The following is a 20,472-nucleotide window of genomic DNA, read 5'->3' on the forward strand; positions in this document are numbered from 1 at the left end:
GCGGCCTCTACCTCAACGACCCCACCGCCTGGCCCTCAGACCCCCGACGTTTCAACGGAGAGCAGCACTAGTTGTACGGCGGCCGGCAATTTTCGCCCTGCCTATGAAGCTCGGGCGGCGGGCGGTGTCCCATGACGGCCCATTGAGGAACCGTGGGGGCGTATTTTCCGGCGAATCCGGTCAAGTGGAGCCGTTTCACCGGACGTAGCACGGGCAGACGTGGAGCATCCACCGTTCCGACGTGGAGGAGGCTGCCATGACCGAGACCGGTCGCCCCTACGGCGGCGTGAACAAGCGCCCCGACGACACCGACGTGCTGCCCGGCGAGCGCCCCAGCCACGAGAGCGTCGGCGCAAACTCCGCCGAGGAACCCCGTGCCGCGGAGGGGCCGATGTCCGAGGACGTCACCCGGGTGCCCGACCGCGCGCCGGACCACCCGGATGCCAAGCGCCCGGGCATCGCCGACGCCACGGGTCCCACCGGCTGACCCCTGACTACCAGCCCACGGCCGCCCGGCGAGCCGGACGGCTGGGACGTCGGTGCCCGTAGCTTCTCACCCAGCGACGGAGGCCAGCGGTGCGCTGAGTCACGGCTCGTCAGCTGCGGCGGATGGCGCCGCGTCGTTTCCACGTCGGCGTAGGGGCCCCGCGTCGCAGAACCGTGCGCGTCCTGGCCCGCCCCGGACACCTGCGCTGACCAGCGAGAACTGTCGTACCCCCGCTCCAGGTTGGGGGTGTGGTCGGAGGCGGTGGGTTCGGGGTCGCGGTGACGGTCGCGCCGGTCTCCGTGCTGCTGGCTGGGGATGAGCCGCCGGTGCCGGTGGTGCGGCGGCGGTCGCGGTTGACCGAGGTGCTGCACCCGGCCGGGGTCGTCGATGCCCGGCTGGTCGGTGAGCTGGCCGCGATCGCCGATGTGCGGGCGCAGCTGGCGACGATCACCCGGTCATCCCGGACAGCGGCGGTGGGGCTGGCCGAGCGGGCGCTGGTCTGGGTGCGCGAGCTGCCGGCCATCTGGCATGCGCTGGCCGACGGGCTGATCGACGAGCCGCGGGCGCGGGCGATCGCCGCCGCGCTGGGCGGGCAGTCGACCGACGCCGGCGGTGTCGTGGATCCGGCGGTGGTCGCCGAGGTGGAGGCTCAGGCGATCGGTTGGGCGGTGGCCGGGGAGACCCCGGTGCGGTTGCGGGAGCGGACGGCGGCGGCGCTGATCGCGGTCGATGAGGCGGCGGCGGACCGGCGGCGGAAGCGGGCCGAGCGGCACGCCGACGTGACCGTGCGCCCGGCCGCGGACGGGATGGCGCAGCTGGTCGCGGATCTGCCCGGGCCGGTGACCGCGGCCTGCCGGAAGGCGGTGGACGGCTACGCCCGGCTGGCCAGGAAGACCGGGGACGAGCGGCCGATCGGTCAGCTGCGGTCGCTGGTGTTGGCCGAGCTGGTGCTGCGCCCCTGGGACACCTCGCGGGAGCCGGTGACCGCGCACCTGACCGTGCTCGCGCCGCTACCCGCGCTCGACGCGCGGCGGCCAGCCGGCCCCGGCCGGGGTGCGGGTGCTGGCGGCGGAGAGGGTGGTGCGGGGCTCTCGGTGCCCACCGATGCCGACGCGGCGTCGGTGGACGGGGCGCCGGGCAGCTGCGGGAGCTGCTGGAGCGGCTGGACGCGCTGTGCCCGGGCGGGCCGCGGGCCCCGACCGGCGGCACCCTGGAGTTCGCGCTCACCGATCCGGGCAGCGGGGCGCTGCGGGCGACCATCACCCGGGCGGAGCTGCAGCGGCTGGTGCGCCGCGGCTGCCCGGCGCATCCGGGAGGGGTGTGCGGCTGCGCGGTGCTGGACCGGCCACCGCCGGCGGACCGGTACACCCCGACACCCGCCCAGCGGCGGTTCGGCCGCGCTCGGGACCGCTGGTGCCGGCATCCGGGCTGTCGGCGGCCGGCCGGGCGGACCGACACCGACCACGTGGTGCCCTACGCCGCCGGCGGGCGGACCGACTGCGCGAACCTGTGCTGCCTGTGCCGCCGGCATCACCGGCTGAAGACCCACGCCCCCGGCTGGCGGTTCGCCGTGCGCTGCGACGGGGTGCTCACCGTGACGACCCCGTCGGGCGTCACCCGCACCACCCGACCACCGGGCCTGCGACACCGGATCGGAGTCGGGCTCAGCTCCGGCACGGATCAACCGATGGCCGACGACTCACCGCCCTTCTGAGCCGGAAGTCGACAGGGCGACACGACGACGGGTGTCCTGGTCGACGGATCGACACGTCGACCTGTCGACGCGGACAGACAGGGGCTCCCGGGCGCACGGGCTCTGGGCCTGCGGAGAGCCGGCGGAGGGGCTCCGGCACGATCATGCGTGCCCGCCCCCGACCGAGGAGAACCGCATGATCACCCGCGCCGACGTCGAGGCGGCCGCACGGCGGACCGCCGGGAGGGTCCGCCGTACGCCGCTGCTGCAGGGCGACCCCGATGCCCCCGCCGGGTGGTTCAAGCTGGAGTACCTGCAGCACACCGGCACCTTCAAGGCCCGCGGCGCGGTGAACCGCATCCTCGGCGCGCAGGAGCGCGGCGAGCTGGACCCCCGCGTGGGCGTCGTCGTCGCCTCCGGGGGCAACGCGGGCATGGCCAACGCCTGGGCGGCCGCGGCGCTCGGCGTCCCGGCCACCGTCTTCGTGCCCACCACGGCGCCCGCCGTGAAGGTCGCGCGCCTGCGCGGCTACGGCGCCACGGTCGTGCAGACCGGCAGCGAGTACGCCCTCGCCTACGCCGCCGCGGTCGAGCGGACCGCGGAGACCGGCGCCGTGTACTGCCACGCCTACGACCAGCCAGAGATCGCCGCGGGCGCCGGCACGCTCGGCCTGGAGCTGCTCGAGGACCTCGACGGTGGCGTCGACACCGTGCTCGTCGCCGTCGGCGGGGGCGGGCTCATGGCCGGGGTGGCTTCCGCCGTCGAGGGGGTCGCCCGCGTGGTCGCGGTGGAGCCGGTCGGGGCACCCACGTTGCACGCCGCGGTGCAGGCCGGCGCACCGGTCGACGTGCCGGTCTCCGGGATCGCCGCCGACTCGCTGGGTGCCCGCCGGATCGGTGACATCGGCTGGTCGGTCGCCGGTCGCACCGGCGTCCTCCCCGTGCTCGTCGAGGACGACGACCTGGTCGCCGCCCGGCACCGGCTGTGGGCCGACCACCGCATCGCCGTCGAGCACGGCGCCGCCGCCGCGTTCGCGGCCCTCACCGCGGGTGCCTACGTCCCCGAGCCCGGTGAGCGGGTCGTCGTCGTCCTCTGCGGGGCCAACACCGACCCGTCCGACCTGACGTGACGCCGGCCCGACGGGGCCCTACACGAGCTCGATGACCTCGGCGATCGAGGGCAGCACCCGGCCGGGGCGGAACGGGAAGCGGGCCACGTCGTCCGCCCGGGTGGACCCGGTGAGCACGAGGATGGTGTCCAGGCCAGCCTCGATGCCGGCGACGACGTCGGTGTCCATCCGGTCGCCGATCATCGTGGTCGACTCGGAGTGCGCCTCGATCCGGTTCATCGCGCTGCGGAACATCATCGGGTTGGGCTTGCCGACGAAGTACGGCTCGGCGCCGGTGGCCTTGGTGATCATCGCGGCGACCGAGCCGGTGGCCGGCAGCGGGCCCTCGGGGGACGGGCCGGTGACGTCGGGGTTGGTCGCGATGAACCGTGCGCCGGCGCCGACCAGCCGGATCGCCCGGGTGATGGCCTCGAACGAGTAGGTGCGGGTCTCACCGAGCACCACGTAGTCGGGGTCGGTGTCGGTGAGCGTGTAGCCCGCCTCGTACAGCGCCGTGGTCAGCCCCGCCTCACCGATGACGTACGCCGACCCGCCGGGCAGCTGGGAGGACAGGAAGTCCGCCGTCGCCAGCGCCGAGGTCCAGATCGACTCCTCCGGCACGCTCAGCCCCGACCGGGCCAGCCGGGCGGCGAGGTCCCGCGGGGTGAAGATGGAGTTGTTGGTGAGCACCAGGAACCGGCGCTGCCGGTCCACCAGCCGCTGCAGGAAGTCCGCGGCGCCGGGCAGGGCGTTGCCCTCGTGAACGAGCACGCCGTCCATGTCGGTCAACCAGCACTGGGACTCTGCACGCTCGATCGTCACCCGTCGGCTCCTCGTCTGTCGGGTCGGGTGGTGTCTGTCAGGTGGCACGGTGGCGACCGGTCAGCGGAGCGCGCCGGCGAAGCGGTCGAGCGCGTTCCCGGTGAGCCGGAAGACCGTCCAGTCCTCCATCGGCACGGCACCCGCAGCTCTGTAGAAGTCGATCGACGGGGTGTTCCAGTCCAGCACCGCCCACTCCAGCCGCGAGTAGCCGCGCTCCACGCACAGCTCGGCCAGCGTGCGCAGCAGCTCCCGGCCGAGGCCCGTGCCGCGGTGCCCGGGGCTGACGTAGAGGTCCTCCAGGTACACCCCGTGCGTGCCGCGCCAGGTGGAGAAGTTCAGGAACCACAGCGCGAGGCCGACGACCTCGTCGGACCCGTCGGCGAGCGCCACGTGGCCGAACAGCGCCGGCCGCTCCCCGAACAGCGCCGCGGACAGCTGCTCCTCGGTCATCAGCGCCTGGTGCTCCGCCTTCTCGTAGGCGGCCAGCTCGCGGACCAGCCGGACCATCACCGGGACGTCGTCCGGCCGCACCCGCCGCACGCTCACGACAGCGTCTCCTTCAGTCGCGCCGGCACCAGCCGGCCAAGGGGTGACAGCACGGGCATCACCAGCGGCGAGAACAGGTAGCCGTAGGCCAGCAGGCAGACGGTCACCACCGGCACGGTGATCATCCCCACCACGACGAGCACCGCGGCGATGACGAGGCCGTACGGCTTGCCGCTCTTCGGGCTGACCAGCGACCGGAAGGACCGCCACCGGATGGTGCTGACCATCAGCAGCCCGGGGACGACGACGACCAGCAGCACCCACAGTCGGTCGCGCCCCTGCATCACGTCGGCGAAGGCGTACACGCTGGCCAGCACCACCCCCGCGGCCCCGGGACTGGGCAGCCCGGTGAAGTACCGCTTGTCCGCGGTCGGGTCGATGGTGGTGTTGAAGCGCGCCAGCCGGATCGCCGCGCACGCCACCCACAGGAAGCAGGCCAGCCAGCCGAGCGGGTCCCACTGGTCGCGGCCGTCGGAGAACAGCGCGAACACGACCAGCGACGGCGCCAGCCCGAAGGACACCAGGTCGGCCAGCGAGTCGAACTGCAGCCCGAACGGGGAGACCGCACCGACCAGCCGCGCCACCGCGCCGTCGGCGATGTCGAAGACCACCGACAGCCCCACCAGGAGGCAGGCCAGCCGGTACTCCCCGCGGAAGGAGACCAGGATCGCGCCGAACCCGCACATCATGTTGGCGAGGGTGAACAGGCTCGGCAGCGACGACCGCGCCCTCCGCCGTCCACCGCGCACCGACCCCCGGACAAACTCGACGGTGGTCGTACGTCTCCCGGGCATGCCGGCCCTCCTCAGCTGGGCCGGGACCAGCGTGCGATGACGGTCTCGCCGCCGCGCACCCGCTGTCCCTGCGTGACCGTGACCGTGCAGCCGCGGGGCACGAAGACGTCCATCCGCGACCCGAACTTCATCAGCCCGATGCGCTGGCCGGTGACCAGGTCGTCGCCCTCGCGCACCCGGGTGACGATCCGCCGGGCCAGCACGCCGACGATCTGCCGGAAGACGACGGTGCGGTCGCCGTCGCTCACCCACAGCTCGCTGCGCTCGTTGCGGTGCGCGCTCTCCTTGCGGTACGCGGCCAGGAAGCTGCCCGGCCGGTAGCCGGCGGAGGTCACCCGCCCCCGGTACGGCGAGCGGTTGACGTGCACGTCGACGACGGAGAGGAAGACGCTGACCTGCTGCCAGTCACCCTCGGGGGCGACGCCCTCCTGCGGCTCCCCGGCGACCATGACCACACCGTCGGCGGGGGAGAGGACCTCGTCCGGGTCCGGCGTCGTGGTGTCGCAGCGGCGGTCGGGGTCCCGGAAGAACACCGCCATGTAGGTGCCCAGCGCCAGGAACGGCCAGGCGGCCCGGCGGGTCCAGCGGGAACCGGTGCCCCGGCCCACGACCGCGGACACAGCCGCGGAGGCGAGAGGCACGGCGAGGAAAGGCCACCCGGCCCGGTCGATGCGCATCGTGGGCAAACGGTACCGGGAGCCCCTCCGCCGCACCGCCGCATCCGTGGCCACAGCTCGCCTCCGCGCGCCCCGCAGGCAGGTCCGCTGGTCAGGGCCGTGCAGCAGAGCCCCCCACGAGCGCGCAACGTTCTGTACCGTCCGCCGTCACCCGTCCGTCACCCTCCGGACGGGAGTGATCGGAGGAGGTGAGGGGGTGCAGGAGCTCGACCCCGGCCGTCCCGCGACGGGCAGACGTGTCACGCGGGCGCTGGGAACGCTCACCCTGGCGCTGGCGGCGCTGAGCCTGGGGCTGCCGAACATCGCGCCCAGCGTGGACTTCCTCGCGGCCCCGGGCTCGCCGGTCCGCATGTTCTTCGGAGTCTCCGAGGAGATGGGTCTCTGGGCCTTCCTCAGCGTCGGCATCTTCCTGGGAGGGGCGGCCGCCCACGCGTTGGCGGCCGTGCTCGCCCGGGCGCACGACCGCCGGCTGTCCCTCGCGTTCGCCGCGACGTCCGTCGTCCTGCTGTTGTTCGGCTTCGATGACTTCGCCGCCCTGCACGAGCGTCTTGCGGGTCTCGGCGAGCAGCTGGAGTCCGGCCTGGCGATCCAGCTCGGCTACACGTGGGTGCTGCCCGGGGTGGTGCTGGCGGCCTTCTGCTGCTGGTGCTTCTGGAACCTCATGACCCGGCTGACCGGGCCCCCGCGCACCGACCTGCTCCTGGGGCTGGCGCTGTTCTTCGGCGGCGCGCTCGGGATGGAGTCGCTCAACGGGGTGTTGGACGCCCCCGGCACGAACGGCTGGCCGCTGCAACTCGGCACCCACCTCGAGGAGATCCTGGAGAACTTCGGCGCCATCCTGCTGCTGCGCGCGGCGGTGCGGGCGCTGGTCGTCACCGGCCCCACGCCGCTGGTCGTCCGGTTCGCCACCGAGACGCTGCGGTCCGGGCGGCGCGAGGGCCGCCCGGCGGAGCACGAGGGGGAACGGCCGGAGACGTCGCGGCGGGAGGTGCTGCGCGACGAGGCGGCGCGGCAGGAGGCGGCGCGCCAGGAGGCGCGGCGCGAGGAGATCCTGCGGCAGGACGCGTCGCAGCGGGAGAACTGACCCGGGACGCGACGGCGCCCGGCGACGGAGACCGTCGCCGGGCGCCGTCCCGGTGGTGAGAGCTCAGGCCGCGGCCTTCGTCTCCCAGAAGATCTTGTCGATCTCGGCGATGTAGTCCAGCAGCTTCTGACCCTCGGCCGGGTCCATGCTGCCCTTGCCGCCGGCGGCGCCGGCCTGCTTGGTGGCCTTGTTGAACAGCTCGTGCAGCTGCGGGTACTTCTCGAAGTGCGGGGGCTTGAAGTAGTCGGTCCACAGCACCCACAGGTGGTGCTTCACCAGGTCGGACCGGTGCTCCTTGATGAGCACCGCGCGCATCTTGAAGACCTCGTCGTCGCTGGCCTGGTACTTCTCCTGGATGGCCTTGACCGATTCGGCCTCGATCCGGGCCTGGGCCGGGTCGTACACGCCGCAGGGGAGGTCGCAGTGCGCGGTGGCCTCCACGGCGGAGAACATGCGGAACAGACGCATGAGGGTGCCTCCGGGGATCGTGGGGAACGTTCGTCTGCGACCCTACTCGCGGTGATCAGCGCGAACACGTCCAGCGGCCCGCCCCCACAGCCCCCCGGCCTGCCCACACGCTGGGCGTTGGCCCGGGTCACCGGCCCGTCCATGTCCCCGACCGTCCGGCACGGGGACCGGCTGCTGGTCCGCCGGGTCGGCCGGCGCACACGCGTGCACCCCGGGGACGTCGTGCTGGCCCGGTTCCCCGCGCGTCCGGAGCTGCTGGTGGTCAAGCGCGTGCGCCGCGCCGTGCCGGGTGGGCACTGGGTCGAGGGCGACAACCCACTGGTCGCCGACGACAGCCGCGCGTTCGGGCCGGCCGTCGTCATCGGGCGGGTGGTCGGCCGGCTCCGACCGCGCCCGGGCCGGCTGCCGGCCGCCCCGCCCCCGCCTTCATAGAGAGCCGGCGCCGGGAGGTCAGCCGCGGGCGTCGATCTGGTGCAGCAGCGGGTCGAGCAGCTCGCTCACCCCGGTGTTGAGGTACAGGAACGCGACCGCGGCCGCGAGGAACAGCGGTGCCAGGACCGCCTTCTCCAGCGTCGTCCCGGTGCGCAGGTGGATCGGCGCCAGCCGGCTGCGGCGGACCAGCCAGAACAGGGGGACCGGGACGCCCTCCTTGGTCAGGAAGTCGCCGGCGATGTGGGTGAGCGTCCCCAGGACGACGGCCAGCGGCAGCCACAGCGGGCTCGGGCTGTGCTCGAGCAGCAGCCAGGCGGCGCCCCAGGAGAGCAAAAGGTTGCCGATCACGGTGTTCTCCGCCCGGCCCGGGATCACGAAGTGCAGCGCCCGCAGCGTCAGGCCCACGGCGAGCGCGAGGACCAGCAGGCTGGACCAGTACGCCCAGCTGGCGGCGTAGGCCAGCAGGCCGAACACCAGTGGCCCGAGGACGGCGTCGTGCGTGCCCCACCGGTGCCCGCGCGCGGCCGTGCCCACCACGCCCGCGGGGACGTCGGTGAACGGACCCCACATCCGGGCGATCGTGGAGCCCCCCTGGTCCAGGTCCGGCAGCATGGCGAACCCGCCGACCGCGGCGACCCAGGCGACCTGCGCGACCGGGCCGTCGACCGGCACCCACGGGAGCGTGGCGGCCCCGGTGGCGAGCCCCGACAGCGCATGCGAGTGACCGAGCACCTACGCAGGGTGCAGCCGCAGCCCCAGGCCGTGCGGGAGGCGCGCGGTGCGGCCGCCCTTCAGGGTCCCGCGCCGAGCGTGGGCGACGTGGGGGGAGGCGGCCCTCCGTCAGTCGTCGTCGACGTCGTCCGTGCCGCCACGGGCCAGCCAGGTGGCCAGCCGCTCGACCGGCACCTCGAAGTCCGGGTGCTCGTCGACGAAGGCCTGCAGCTGGTCGGCCAGCCAGGCGAGGGTGACCTCCTCCTCGCCCCGCCGGCCGGCCAGCTCCTCGATGCCGCGGTCGGTGAAGTACACGCCCCGGCTCCGGGCTCAGTCGGCGAACGCGCGGGCGACCAGCTCGCGTTGCTCCACCTCGTGCACCTTCGCCGAGCCCACCGCCGGGCTCGCCGACGCCTTGCGGGAGACCCGCCGCAGCTCCCGGCCCGCGGGCAGGTGCTCGGGCAGGTTGCAGGCCATGAACTGCCAGGCCCCCATGTTGGCCGGCTCCTCCTGCGTCCAGACGACGTCCTGCGCGTTCGGGTAGCGCTCCAGCGCGGCCACGATCTCCTCGGCCGGCAGCGGGTAGAGCTGCTCGACCCGCAGCACCGCGGTGTCGGTCCGCCCCTCGGCCTCGCGCTGGGACAGCAGCTCGTAGCTGACCTTCCCGCTGCACAGCACGACCCTGCGGACCGCCGAGGCGTCCAGCGGCTCCCCACCGACCCCCGGGTCGGCCATGACCGGGTGGAAGCTGTCCTCGGTGAAGTCGGCCACCGCGCTGACCGCGGCCTTGGCCCGCAGCAGCGACTTGGGGGTGAACACCACGAGCGGGCGGTGCACGTCCGACAGCGCCTGGCGGCGGAGGAGGTGGAAGTAGTTCGCCGGGGTGGAGCAGTTGGCGACGGTCAAGTTGTTCTCCGCCGACAGCTGCAGGAAGCGCTCGATCCGGCCGCTGGAGTGGTCCGGACCCTGGCCCTCGAGCCCGTGCGGCAGCAGCAGGACGACGCCGGAGCGCTGTCCCCACTTGGCCTCACCGGAGCAGATGAACTCGTCGATCACCATCTGCGCGCCGTCGACGAAGTCGCCGAACTGCGCCTCCCACAGCACCAGGGCCTTCTGGTTGGCCACCGAGTAGCCGTACTCGAAGCCCAGCGCCGCGTACTCGGACAGCAGCGAGTCGTAGACGAAGAACTTCGCCTGCTCCTCGGACAGGTGTGACAGCGGCGTGTGCTCCCGGCCGGTCTCCCGGTCGATGAGCACCGAGTGCCGCTGGACGAACGTGCCGCGGCGGGAGTCCTGGCCGGCGAGCCGCACCGGGACGCCCTGCATGAGCAGCGACCCGAACGCGGTCAGCTCGCCCATCGCCCAGTCGACGCCGCCCTCGCTGGCCATCGCCGCCCGCCGCTCCAGCATCCGCTGCAGCTTCGGGTGGACGGTGAAGTCCGTCGGCAGGGAGACGTGCGCGTCGCCGATCGCCTTGAGCACCTCGAGCGGGATCGCCGTCTGCACCTCCGACTGCTGCGGGGTGCGCGGGTCCATGACCGGCTCGGGCTTGGAGGAGTCCTGCGCGTCGTGCGTCTCGGCGAAGGCCCGCTCCAGCTGGCCGCGGTAGTCCTTCAGCGCCTCCTCGGCCTCCTGCAGCGTGATGTCGCCGCGGCCGACCAGCGCCTCGGTGTACCGCTTCCGGACCGAGCGCTTGCGGTCGATGATGTCGTACATCAGCGGCTGGGTCATCGACGGGTCGTCGCCCTCGTTGTGGCCGCGCCGGCGGTAGCAGACCATGTCGATGACGACGTCCTTCTTGAACGTCTGCCGGTAGTCGATCGCCAGCCGGGCCACCCGCACGCAGGCCTCGGGGTCGTCGCCGTTCACGTGGAAGACCGGCGCCCCGATCATCCGCGCGACGTCGGTCGAGTAGAGGCTCGAGCGGGCCGCCGCCGGGCTGGTGGTGAAGCCGACCTGGTTGTTGATGACCACGTGCACGGTGCCACCGGTGCGGTAGCCGCGCAGCTGGGAGAGGTTCAGCGTCTCCTGCACCACGCCCTGGCCGGCGAACGCGGAGTCGCCGTGCAGCAGGACGGGCAGCACGGTGAAGCCGCCCTCACCCTTGTCGATCATGTCCTGCTTGGCCCGGACGATGCCCTCGAGCACCGGGTTGACCGTCTCCAGGTGGCTGGGGTTGCTGGCCAGCGAGACCGCGATCGACCGGCCCTCGTGCTCGAAGGTGCCCTCGGCGCCGAGGTGGTACTTCACGTCGCCGGAGCCCTGCACGGTGCCCGGGTCGATGTTGCCCTCGAACTCGCCGAAGATCTTCGAGTAGCTCTTGCCGAGCACGTTGGCCAGCACGTTGAGCCGGCCGCGGTGCGCCATGCCGATCGCGACCTCGTCGAGGTCGTGGTCGACGGAGGCGGTGAGCACCTCGTCGAGCAGCGGGATGACGGACTCGCCGCCCTCGAGGCTGAACCGCTTCTGCCCGACGTACTTGGTCTGCAGGAAGGTCTCGAACGCCTCCGCGGCGTTCAGCCGGGCCAGCACCCGCTTCTGCTGCTCACGGGTGGGCTGGTCGTGCTTGACCTCGATGCGCTCCTGGAGCCAGTGGCGCTCCTCGGGGTCGGTGATGTGCATGTACTCGATGCCGACCGTGCGGCAGTACGACTGGCGCAGCACGCCGAGGATGTCGCGCAGCTTCATGACCCGCTCGCCGGCGAACCCGCCGACCGGGAACTCCCGGTCCAGGTCCCACAGCGTCAGTCCGTGCTGGACGATGTCCAGGTCCGGGTGGGTGCGTGCCCGGAACTCCAGCGGGTCGGTGTCCGCCATCAGGTGGCCGTTGCGCCGATAGGCCTCGATGACCTCGATGACCCGGGCGTTCTTGTCGATCTGGCCCTCGTGGCTGACCCGCTTGTCCGGCACCCAGCGCACCGGCTCGTAGGGCACCCGCAGCGAGCGGAAGACCTCGTCGTAGAAGCCTTCCTCGCCCAGCAGCAGCTGGTGCATGCGGCGCAGGAAGTCGCCGGACTCCGCGCCCTGGATGACCCGGTGGTCGTAGGTCGACGTCAGCGTGATGATCTTCGAGACGGCCATCTCGGCCAGCGCCTCGGGGCTCATCCCCTGGAACTCGGCCGGGTAGTCCATGGCCCCGACGCCGACGATCGTGCCCTGGTTGGTGGTCAGCCGTGGCACCGAGTGGTTGGTCCCGATGGTGCCCGGGTTGGTGAGGCTGATCGTCGTCCCGGAGAAGTCGTCCATGGTGAGCTTGCCGGCCCGGGCCCGCCGGATGATGTCCTCGTAGGCGCCCCAGAACTGGGCGAAGTCCATCTCCTCGGCGGCCTTGATCGAGGCGACGACGAGGGAGCGCGAACCGTCGGCCTTGGGCAGGTCGATGGCCAGGCCGAAGTTCACGTGCTCCGGCTGCACCAGGGTCGGCTTGCCGTCGATCTCGGCGAAGGCGCTGTTCATGTTCGGGAAGTCGTCCAGCGCCCGGACCAGCGCGTAGCCGATCAGGTGGGTGAAGGACACCTTCCCGCCGCGCGCGCGGGCGAGGTGGTTGTTGATGACGATCCGGTTGTCGACCAGCAGCTTGGCCGGCACGGCCCGGACGCTGGTCGCGGTGGGGACCGTCAGTGAGGCGTTCATGTTCTTCACGACGCTGGCCGCGGCGCCGCGTAGCGGGGTCCGCTTCGGACCGCCGCCGTCGCCGCCGGCCGGCGTGCCGCTGCCCGGCTTCGGGGCGGCCTTGGGCGGTGCGGCCTTCACCTGCTGGGAGGCCCGCTCGGCGGCGCGGTCGACGACGGTGCCCTCGGACCGGGGGTCGACGCGGGTGGCCCGGGAGGGCTGCTCCTGGGTGCCAGGCGCGACCGCGGGGCTGGCCGGCCGGGTGGCCGATGCGGCAGCGTCCGCGGGTGCGGGGTTGGTCGTCCGGCTCGCCGCGGAGGCGGCCGGCTGGGCCGCCGGCCGCGCGGCGGTCGTCGCCGGCTCCGGCGCCGCGGCCGGCTCCTCCTCGACGACGTCGGAGCGTGCCGCGGCGGCCTGGCCGGCGCGGTCCTGCCCGTCGGCGACGGGGCTCCCCGGCCGGTAGTCGGCGAAGAACTCGTGCCAGGCCTGGTCAACGCTCTGCGGATCGGCGAGGTACTGCTGGTACATCTCCTCGACGAGCCACTCGTTCGTGCCGAATCCGGCCACGGGGCTGCTTCCGTTGGGGGGCTGGGATGAGCTGGCGCTTGACACGGGGTGAGTGCCTTCTTCGTCGGGGGACGTCGTTGGACCGGGTGCCGACTCTACGCCGGAGCCCTCTGCACTGGCCGGTCCGGCAGACGGCGGGGCACGTGTCCCGTTTCACCCGGCCGTCCGGCGCCGGCCGGCTTGCTCATCCGTTGGCCCCGGCGGCGACCAGCAACTCGACCAGCGTCGCGGACACCGGGTCCGCGCCGGGGGCCTCCGCCGGCGGTGGGCGCCGGCGACCCGGGCGATGTCCAGCGCACTGGCGCCGTCCTGGGTCGTCGCCCCCAGCGCGCCGCCCGGCATCCACGGGAACCCGTGCCGTGACCCCGGGCACACCCGTTCGGTAGCTTCGGCCGACGTGAGCACCTACCGGCCGGTGGTCGCCGCCACCGGCGGATCGCGGGCGGACTGAGCCCTGGCGGGACCGGGAGCCGGCGACACCGATCCCAGCGAGGCCCTCGAGCGCCTGCTGCTCGACGGGCCGCGTCGCTACACGCGCCGGGAGGTGGCCGAGCTGGCGGGGATGCCGCCGGAGCGCACCCGGCGGCTGTGGCGCGCACTGGGGTTCGCTGACGTCCCCGACGAGGACCGGGCCTTCAGCGACGCCGACGTCGCCGCGCTGGCCCGGCTGTCGGCGCTCATCGCCACCGGCTTCATCGACCCCGACACCGAGGCGTCCATCGTGCGCGCGATGGGCCAGTCGCTGTCCCGGCTGGCCGACTGGCAGATCGACATGTTCGCCGCCCTGCTCGCCGACCGGAGCGCCGAGGCGGTGGCCGACATCGTTCGGCACGCCGAGGCGCTGCTGCCGCTGATGAGCGAGCTGCAGGACTACGTCTGGCGCCGTCACCTCGCGGCGAACACCGGGCGGCTGCGGGCCGGGTCCCCCGGCGCGGGCGACCGCCGCCAACTGGCCGTCGGCTTCGCCGACCTGGTCGGCTACACCACGCGCTCCCGGGGCATGGGTGGGCGCGAGCTCGGCGCGATGGTGGAGGACTTCGAGGGGCTGTCCGCCGACCTCATCGCCCGGCACCGCGGCCGGGTGGTCAAGGCCGTCGGTGACGGGGTGCTGTTCACCGCCGGGAACCCGGTCGACGCGGTGGAGATCGCGCTGCGGCTGCCGGTCGAGTGGTCCGCCGCCGACGACCGGCCGCCGCTGCGCGTGGGCGTGGCGTTCGGGGCGGTGCTCACCCGGCTCGGCGACGTCTACGCGCCGGTGGTGAACCTGGCCAGCCGGCTGACCTCCATCGCCCGGCCGGGCACCGTCCTGGTCGACGAGGAGCTCGCCCGGCGGCTGCGCGGGGTGGACGCCTACCGGGTGCGTCCGCTCAACCGGGTCTCCGTCCGCGGCTACGACAACCTCCAGCCGTGGCTGGTCCGCAGGCGCACCGACGGGAACGCCGACGCGGTGGCCGCCCTGGAGGGCATGCTCGACGAGATCGCCGACGACGTGCTGCGGCCGCCGGATCCCGCCGGTCCGGGCTGAGTCCCCGAACCCGTTCGACCGCCGCGGGAGCCGGTCGGCACCATGGGCGGGTGTCCGCCACCCTGCTCGCCCGTGGTCTGGCCGCCGGCCACGGCGCCCGCGTCCTGTTCGCCGACCTCGACCTCGTGGTCGCTCCCGGGGACGTCGTCGGCCTGGTCGGGGTGAACGGCGCCGGCAAGTCGACGCTGCTCCGCACCCTGGCCGGGCTGCTGCCCGCCGAGTCCGGGGAGGTCGCGCTCTCACCGCCCACGGCGACCGTGGGCTACCTGCCGCAGGAGGCCGACCGGCAGCCGGGGGAGACCGTCCTGAACCTGCTGGCCCGGCGGACCGGCGTGGCCGTGGCGCAGGCGGCGCTCGACGCGGCCACCGAGGCGCTCACCGCCGGGGCCCCCGGCGCCGACGACGCCTACGCCGACGCACTCGAGCGCTGGCTGGGCCTGGGCGGGGCGGACCTGGCTGAGCGGGCGGCGGAGGTGCTCGCCGACGTCGCTCCCGGCGTGCCGCTCGAGGCGCCGACCACCGGCCTGTCCGGCGGTCAGGCGGCCCGGGTCGGGCTGGCCTCCCTGCTGCTGTCCCGCTACGACCTGCTGCTGCTCGACGAGCCCACCAACGACCTGGACCTCGCCGGGCTGGACCGGCTCGAGCGCTTCGTCGCCGGCGTCCGGGCCGGTGTCGTGGTGGTCAGCCACGACCGCGAGTTCCTGGCCCGCACGGTCACCCGGGTCGTCGAGCTCGACCTCGCCCAGCAGCTCGTCCGGGTGCACGACGGTGGCTATGACGCGTACCTGGCCGAGCGGGAGGTGGCCCGCCGGCACGCGCGCGAGGAGTACGAGGAGTACGCCGGGACCAAGGGCGAGCTGGAGGCCCGGGCCCGGATGCAGCGCAACTGGATGGCCAAGGGCGTCCGCAACGCGGTGCGCAGCCGGCAGAGCGAGCCGGACAAAAACATCCGGGCGCACATGCGGGCGACGTCGGAGAAGCAGGCGGCCAAGGCCCGGCAGACCGAGCGGCGGATCGAGCGGCTGGACGTCGTCGAGGAGCCCCGCAAGGAGTGGGAGCTGCGCATGGAGATCGCCGCGGCGCCCCGGTCCGGGAACGTCGTGGCCACGCTGCGCGGCGCCGTCGTCCGCCGCGGCGGCTTCCAGCTCGGCCCGGTGGACCTGCAGGTCGACTGGGGCGACCGGGTGGCGATCACCGGGGCGAACGGCGCGGGCAAGAGCACCCTGCTCGCGGCGCTGCTGGGCCGGCTCCCGCTCGACGAGGGCGCCGCGTCGCTCGGGTCCGGCGTCCACCTCGGCGAGGTGGACCAGGTGCGCGGCGTGTTCCTGGGGGAGGAGCCGCTGGCGCGCGCGTTCGGTCGGGAGGTGCCGGACCGGCCGGACGCCGAGGTCCGGACGCTGCTCGCCAAGTTCGGCCTGCGCTCCGATCACGTGCTGCGCCCCGCGGCCACCCTCTCGCCCGGCGAGCGGACCCGGGCGGCGCTGGCCCTGCTGCAGGCCCGCGGGGTGAACGTGCTGGTGCTCGACGAGCCGACCAACCACCTGGACCTGGCCGCGATCGAGCAGCTGGAGCAGGCGCTGGCCGACTACCCGGGCACGCTGCTGCTGGTCACCCACGACCGGCGGATGCTCGAGGCGGTGCGCACCACCCGTCGGTTCGAGGTGGCCGGGGGAGCGGTGACCGAGGTGTGAGCGTCTACGCCGCCTGGAAGGAACGCCGGGACAACCCGACGCCGTAGCCGTCGAGCGTCGTGACCACCGGGGCGGTGGGATCGGTGGCCGCCCCGAGGGTCACGAACAGCGGCGTGAAGTGCTCCACCGTGGGGTGCGCGTAGGGCATGCCCGGGGCGGCGGTGCGGAAGCGGGCGAGCTCGGCCACGTCGCCGCGGGCCAGCGCGTCGGCGGCCCAGGAGTCGAAGTCGGCCGACCAGCCGGGCACCTCGTTCCCGGTGAACATCTCGCGGGTCAGGAAGGGCAGGCCGTGGGTCATGTGACCCGAGCCGACCACCAGCACCCCCTGCTCGCGCAGCGGCCGCAGCCGCTCCCCCAGGGCCAGCAGACGGTCCGGGTCCTCGGTGGGCAGGCTCAGCTGCAGCACCGGGACGTCGGCCGTCGGGTACATCATCTTCAGCGGCACCCAGGCGCCGTGGTCCAGCCCGCGGCGGCTGTGCTGGTGCACCTGCTCGGAGTCCGGCATGAGCCCGACCACCTGGCGCGCCAGCTCGCCGGCGTCCGGGGTGTCGTAGCGGAAGGAGTGGTAGAGCGGGTCGAACCCGCCGAAGTCGTAGACCAGCTCGTCGGGCCGGTCGGCGCTGACCGACAGCGGCGCGGATTCCCAGTGCGCGGAGACGACCAGGACGGCCCGGGGCTTCGGCAGTGCCCGGGCCCAGTCGTGCAGCGGGTCCAGCCACTCGCGGCTGCCGAACGGCAGCGGCCCGCCGCCGTGGGAGAGGTAGAGGCTGGGCAGCGGCCCGTCCTCCGGCGTCCAGGGGCGGTGCGGTTGCGCGGCCTCGAGGGCGGCGGTGCGCCGCAGGTGCGCGGCGAAGGGGTGCGCGTCCGGGATGCGGGCGTCGGCGGCCGCGGTGGTGCCGCTGCGGATGGGCGTGGTCATGGGGACTCCTCGGCGGTGGTCGCGGCGCGGGACGGCGGGGCTCGCCGCCCCGCGTCAACTGGTCGTGCGGTGCGGCGGTCGTCAGGCGGCGACGGCGAACCCGCCGGTCCAGGCGATCTCCTCGGCGGCGGCGAGGCTGATCTGCAGGAAGCCGAGCGCCTCGAGCTCGCGGGCCCGGCGCAGGGAGCCCGCGTCGACGGCGCGCAGGCCGCCGGCGGTGACGATGTCGGCGAGCAGCGACTTGGCGTCAGCGTCGTCGCCGGCGATCAGCACGGCCGTCGGCCGTCCACCGACGGTCCCGGACACCAGGGTGGCGGCGAAGGTGGTGTTGAACGCCTTTACGACCCGCGACCGCGGCAGCGCAGCGGCGATCTCGGCGGCCGCCGAGCCGTCGGCCGGGACGACCAGGGAGTCGAAGGTCTCGAAGTCCACCGGGTTGGTGAGGTCGACGACGACCTTGCCGGTCAGCTGGTCGCCGCGCTGCGCGAGGACGTCGGCGACGGCGCCGTGGGGGACGGCCAGGACGACGACGTCGCCGGTGACCGGCGTGTCGGCGTTCCCGCGGCCGAGCAGCTCGACGGTGTTGCCGCCCTTGCTGACGACGCCGGCGATGGCCGTGCCCATGGTGCCGGTGCCGATGATGCTCACGTGCGCCATGACGGTGCTCCTGTCGTTGTGGGAACTGCTTCCGTCTCGTACAGCACACTTGTCGCTACAACCCTTCCCGCGAGGACGTGACCGTGGACACCCCCTGGCTCGACCGACGACAGCTGCACGCCTGGATCCGGCTCGCCGCGGTGCTGGAGCTGCTGCCCGGCGTGCTGGACGCGCAGCTGCGCCGGGACGCCGGGCTGACCCACTTCGACTACTACGTGCTGGCGATGCTCTCCGAGGCGCCCGGCCGGACCCTGCGGATGACCGAGCTGGCCCGGCAGACCAACGCCACGCTGCCCCGCCTCTCGCACGTGGTCAGCCGCCTGGAGGGCCGCGGCCTGGTGAAGCGCTTCCCCTGCCCGGACGACCGCCGCGCCACCAACGCCCGGCTCACCGGGCCGGGATGGGAGAAGGTGCAGGAGGCAGCCCCGGGCCACGTGGACACCGTGCGGCAGCACGTCGTCGATCCGCTCACCGACGAGCAGATCGACCAGCTCGCCGCGATCGGCGACGCCATCCTGACGCGGCTGGACCCGTCGGGGACGATGGCCGCGACGTACACCCGGTACGACGAGGGGTGACCGCGGTGTCCCGGTCGGCCCGCCGGCCGCGGGCGCTGCCCGGTCAGATGTTGGAGCCGTCCGGCGGCACCCCTGGTGGCGCCTCCGCCGCTCCGCCGGTCTCGGCGGCCCGTCCGCAGTCGAGGCCCAGCGTGTACGCCGTCATCGACAGCGAGCCGTACGCGTACCCGTCGACCAGCACGGTCGTCGACCGGTCGCCGGCCGCACCCGCGAGCCCGGCGAGGTACAGCGCGGGGATGAAGTGGTCCGGCGTCGGCACGGCGGTGCGGTAGTCGGCGTGCGCGTCCAGCGTCGCGAACTCGGTCGGTGCGGTGAGCATGCGCTCCTTGGCGTCCTGGTCGAAGCGCTGCGCCCAGTCGAAACCGTCGTCCTTGAGCGACCAGTTCATGCCGCGCAGGTTGTGCACCACGTTGCCGCTGGCCACAACCAGCACGCCCCGCTCGCGCAGCGGCGCGAGCTTCGCGCCGAGCTCGAGGTGGTACTCCATGCTCTTGTCGGCGTTGATGCTCAGCTGCACGACCGGGATCGAGGCGTCCGGGAACGCGTGCACGAGCACCGACCAGGTCCCGTGATCGATGCCCCAGCTGTCGACGTCCGCGCCGACCCACGTCGGGTGGACGACGTCGCTGACCTCCTCGGCGAGCTCCGGCAGCCCGGGCGCCGGGTACTGCACGTCGAACAGCTGCTGCGGGAAGCCGTAGAAGTCGTGGATCGTGCGCGGTCGCGGCATCGTCGTGACCGCGGTCGCGTTGATGTACCAGTGCGCGCTGACCACCAGGATCGCGCGGGGACGCGGCACAGCGGCACCGAACGCACGCCACGCGGACGTGTAGCGGTTCACCTCGAGCGCGTTCATCGGGTTGCCGTGTCCGAAGAACGCCGCGGGCATCAGCCCGGCCCGGCCGTCGCTGTCCACGCTCACGCCCACTCCCGCCTGCCAGCCCGTCGAGGTGTCGGGATCCTGTCCCGCCGCCGCCCGGCGCACCAGAGGTGACGGTCCGCGCAGAGGCCTTCGCCCGCGCTCGATCACCAGCCTCCGCAGAGATCCCGGACGAGGTGATCACGATCGAGTTGCAGGAACCACGCGGCAACCGGCGTAACGACACCTGGGTCGATGACGAGGGTGTCGAGTGGCGCGCCTTCTCAGGGTGACGCCCCGTGCCGCAGGTTCTGCACCCCTGACGGGCGGACGCACGACCGCCCGCCGGGCCAGGAGCCGGGCGGGCGGTGGTGGGCGGTCCGAGCTGGGGTGTGGGTGCCCCCGGCAGGATTCGAACCTGCGCCCCTGCCTCCGGAGGGCAGTGCTCTATCCCCTGAGCTACGGGGGCTCGTTCCGCGCTGCACCCCTCGCGAGGTGCCGGGGACAGACGCTACCAGCCGACCGCCACGGCGCGGCCGGTGGGTCAGGGCGCCGGCAGCGGGGTGCCGCCGCGGGCCCGCAGCATGGACTCCATCGTGGTCGTCTCCGCGGTCTGGGTCTCGGCGATCGAGCGGGACAGCCCCCGGACGGCGGCCAGCTCGGCGTGCTCGGCGCCGTACTCGGCCATCTCCAGCCCGCCCTGGTGGTGCCGGGTCATCAGCTGCAGGAACATCACGTCGAACGCCGTCCCGGACAGCGAGCGCAGCGTCGCGAGCTCGGCCTCGGTGGCCATGCCCGGCATCACCGCGCCGTCGGCGCCGTCCATGTGGGTCATGTCGTGACCGGCCATGTCGTCGCCCATCCACCCCATGACCTCGCCGCTGGTGAGCGGGAGGCCCCACAGCGTCAGCCAGCCCTGCATCCGGCCGACCTGGTTGGTCTGCGTGGCGGAGATGTCGAAGGCCAGCTGCCGGACCTCGGCGTCCGTGCTCCGGTCCAGCGCCAGGTTGGCCATCTCGACCGCCTGGAGGTGGTGGCGGGACATGTCGCGGGCGAAGCCGGCGTCCACCGAGTCGGCCGTGGGCGGCGCGGTGCGCCCGAGGCCCAGCGCGACCGCCAGCCCGCCGCCGGCCGCGAGCAGCCCCACGGCGATGACCGCGACCAGCAGCGCGGTCAGCCGGCGGTGCGGACGGCCGGGAGCCGGTCCGGCGGGGCTGTCGGTCGCGGTCATGGTCACCTCGG

At 73.7% G+C, this 20,472-nt stretch carries 21 protein-coding genes and 1 tRNA gene; 9 read left to right on the forward strand and 13 right to left on the reverse strand.

Translation table 11 applies throughout. From position 1 onward, the window contains the following. Nucleotides 1-256 precede the first annotated feature (256 nt). The 3 genes from HK417_RS07610 to HK417_RS07620 all read left to right on the forward strand — a co-directional run bounded on the left by HK417_RS07610 (nucleotide 257) and on the right by HK417_RS07620 (nucleotide 3,309). A complete protein-coding gene (locus tag HK417_RS07610; RefSeq protein WP_222265028.1) occupies nucleotides 257-487 on the forward strand; it encodes a hypothetical protein in 231 nt (76 codons plus the stop codon). Nucleotides 488-735: 248 nt separating this feature from the next. Beyond that, nucleotides 736-2,028 carry a hypothetical protein gene (locus HK417_RS07615; protein ID WP_222265030.1) on the forward strand — a complete coding sequence of 431 codons (1,293 nt, stop codon included), beginning with the start codon at nucleotides 736-738 and terminating at the stop codon, nucleotides 2,026-2,028. 348 nt (nucleotides 2,029-2,376) lie between these two features. Further along, a complete protein-coding gene (locus tag HK417_RS07620) occupies nucleotides 2,377-3,309 on the forward strand; it encodes a threonine/serine dehydratase (RefSeq protein ID WP_222265032.1) in 933 nt (310 codons plus the stop codon). A gap of 18 nt (nucleotides 3,310-3,327) precedes the next feature. Here the strand turns inward: HK417_RS07620 and HK417_RS07625 are convergent, their stop codons facing one another. Genes HK417_RS07625 through HK417_RS07640 form a run of 4 tightly spaced genes read right to left on the reverse strand, consistent with a single transcriptional unit; the run spans nucleotide 3,328 to nucleotide 6,127 of the window. Then, on the reverse strand, nucleotides 3,328-4,110 hold the full coding sequence (locus HK417_RS07625) for an HAD-IIA family hydrolase (RefSeq protein WP_222265034.1): 783 nt from the start codon (nucleotides 4,108-4,110) through the stop codon (nucleotides 3,328-3,330). A 60-nt stretch (nucleotides 4,111-4,170) separates the two neighbouring features. Then, entirely contained in the window at nucleotides 4,171-4,656 is a 486-nt protein-coding gene (locus HK417_RS07630) for a GNAT family N-acetyltransferase (protein WP_222265036.1), read from the reverse strand. Then, entirely contained in the window at nucleotides 4,653-5,450 is a 798-nt protein-coding gene (gene pssA / locus HK417_RS07635) for a CDP-diacylglycerol--serine O-phosphatidyltransferase (RefSeq protein ID WP_222265038.1), read from the reverse strand. The genes HK417_RS07630 and pssA overlap by 4 nt, the downstream gene beginning before the upstream one ends. Nucleotides 5,451-5,461: 11 nt before the next feature. Continuing rightward, complete coding sequence (locus tag HK417_RS07640; RefSeq protein WP_222265040.1) at nucleotides 5,462-6,127, reverse strand: phosphatidylserine decarboxylase; 666 nt, start codon at nucleotides 6,125-6,127, stop codon at nucleotides 5,462-5,464. 196 nt (nucleotides 6,128-6,323) lie between these two features. Between HK417_RS07640 and HK417_RS07645 the strand changes: the two genes are divergently transcribed. Continuing rightward, entirely contained in the window at nucleotides 6,324-7,211 is an 888-nt protein-coding gene (locus tag HK417_RS07645; protein ID WP_222265042.1) for a hypothetical protein, read from the forward strand. A gap of 63 nt (nucleotides 7,212-7,274) precedes the next feature. Here HK417_RS07645 and sodN read toward each other — a convergent pair whose 3' ends face one another. After that, complete coding sequence (gene sodN, locus HK417_RS07650) at nucleotides 7,275-7,679, reverse strand: superoxide dismutase, Ni (RefSeq protein ID WP_222265044.1); 405 nt, start codon at nucleotides 7,677-7,679, stop codon at nucleotides 7,275-7,277. Between the two features lie 51 nt (nucleotides 7,680-7,730). Here sodN and sodX point away from each other — a divergent pair, with 51 nt between their 5' ends. Then, nucleotides 7,731-8,111: a nickel-type superoxide dismutase maturation protease gene (gene sodX, locus HK417_RS07655; RefSeq protein WP_308123433.1), complete on the forward strand. Its 381-nt coding sequence runs from the start codon at nucleotides 7,731-7,733 to the stop codon at nucleotides 8,109-8,111. 18 nt (nucleotides 8,112-8,129) lie between these two features. Here sodX and HK417_RS07660 read toward each other — a convergent pair whose 3' ends face one another. From HK417_RS07660 to HK417_RS07670, 3 genes are all read right to left on the reverse strand, one after another. After that, entirely contained in the window at nucleotides 8,130-8,843 is a 714-nt protein-coding gene (locus HK417_RS07660) for a metal-dependent hydrolase (RefSeq protein WP_222265048.1), read from the reverse strand. Nucleotides 8,844-8,951: 108 nt separating this feature from the next. Continuing rightward, nucleotides 8,952-9,137 carry a DUF6104 family protein gene (locus HK417_RS07665; protein ID WP_222265050.1) on the reverse strand — a complete coding sequence of 62 codons (186 nt, stop codon included), beginning with the start codon at nucleotides 9,135-9,137 and terminating at the stop codon, nucleotides 8,952-8,954. Between the two features lie 15 nt (nucleotides 9,138-9,152). Continuing rightward, the gene (locus HK417_RS07670; protein WP_308123434.1) at nucleotides 9,153-13,001 is read right to left on the reverse strand and encodes a multifunctional oxoglutarate decarboxylase/oxoglutarate dehydrogenase thiamine pyrophosphate-binding subunit/dihydrolipoyllysine-residue succinyltransferase subunit; all 3,849 of its coding nucleotides are present in this window, start codon (nucleotides 12,999-13,001) and stop codon (nucleotides 9,153-9,155) included. A gap of 286 nt (nucleotides 13,002-13,287) precedes the next feature. On the opposite strand from HK417_RS07670, the gene HK417_RS07675 reads away from it, so the two are divergent. The 3 genes from HK417_RS07675 to HK417_RS07685 are packed head-to-tail and all read left to right on the forward strand — an operon-like array spanning nucleotide 13,288 to nucleotide 16,217. Continuing rightward, entirely contained in the window at nucleotides 13,288-13,452 is a 165-nt protein-coding gene (locus HK417_RS07675) for a hypothetical protein (protein WP_222265053.1), read from the forward strand. Nucleotides 13,453-13,509: 57 nt separating this feature from the next. Beyond that, entirely contained in the window at nucleotides 13,510-14,526 is a 1,017-nt protein-coding gene (locus tag HK417_RS07680; protein WP_261326137.1) for an adenylate/guanylate cyclase domain-containing protein, read from the forward strand. A 50-nt stretch (nucleotides 14,527-14,576) separates the two neighbouring features. Continuing rightward, nucleotides 14,577-16,217 (forward strand): ABC-F family ATP-binding cassette domain-containing protein, encoded by a 1,641-nt coding sequence (locus HK417_RS07685; protein WP_222265055.1) that lies wholly within the window; start codon nucleotides 14,577-14,579, stop codon nucleotides 16,215-16,217. A gap of 4 nt (nucleotides 16,218-16,221) precedes the next feature. On the opposite strand, the gene HK417_RS07690 is transcribed toward HK417_RS07685, so the two are convergent. Continuing rightward, a complete protein-coding gene (locus HK417_RS07690; protein WP_222265057.1) occupies nucleotides 16,222-17,136 on the reverse strand; it encodes a dioxygenase family protein in 915 nt (304 codons plus the stop codon). Between the two features lie 81 nt (nucleotides 17,137-17,217). Then, on the reverse strand, nucleotides 17,218-17,793 hold the full coding sequence (locus tag HK417_RS07695) for an NADPH-dependent F420 reductase (protein WP_222265058.1): 576 nt from the start codon (nucleotides 17,791-17,793) through the stop codon (nucleotides 17,218-17,220). Between the two features lie 83 nt (nucleotides 17,794-17,876). Between HK417_RS07695 and HK417_RS07700 the strand changes: the two genes are divergently transcribed. Next, nucleotides 17,877-18,371 carry a MarR family winged helix-turn-helix transcriptional regulator gene (locus HK417_RS07700; protein ID WP_222265060.1) on the forward strand — a complete coding sequence of 165 codons (495 nt, stop codon included), beginning with the start codon at nucleotides 17,877-17,879 and terminating at the stop codon, nucleotides 18,369-18,371. A 43-nt stretch (nucleotides 18,372-18,414) separates the two neighbouring features. Here HK417_RS07700 and ygiD read toward each other — a convergent pair whose 3' ends face one another. From ygiD to HK417_RS07715, 3 genes are all read right to left on the reverse strand, one after another. Further along, nucleotides 18,415-19,293, reverse strand: coding sequence for a 4,5-DOPA dioxygenase extradiol (gene ygiD / locus HK417_RS07705; RefSeq protein WP_308123436.1), 879 nt, complete (start codon nucleotides 19,291-19,293; stop codon nucleotides 18,415-18,417). Between the two features lie 334 nt (nucleotides 19,294-19,627). Then, nucleotides 19,628-19,699, reverse strand: a tRNA-Arg gene (locus HK417_RS07710). Nucleotides 19,700-19,774: 75 nt separating this feature from the next. Then, on the reverse strand, nucleotides 19,775-20,461 hold the full coding sequence (locus HK417_RS07715) for a DUF305 domain-containing protein (protein WP_222265062.1): 687 nt from the start codon (nucleotides 20,459-20,461) through the stop codon (nucleotides 19,775-19,777). Nucleotides 20,462-20,472 lie beyond the last annotated feature (11 nt).

Origin of the sequence: Modestobacter marinus (genome assembly GCF_019799945.1) — a bacterium.
Lineage (GTDB): Bacteria > Actinomycetota > Actinomycetes > Mycobacteriales > Geodermatophilaceae > Modestobacter > Modestobacter marinus_B.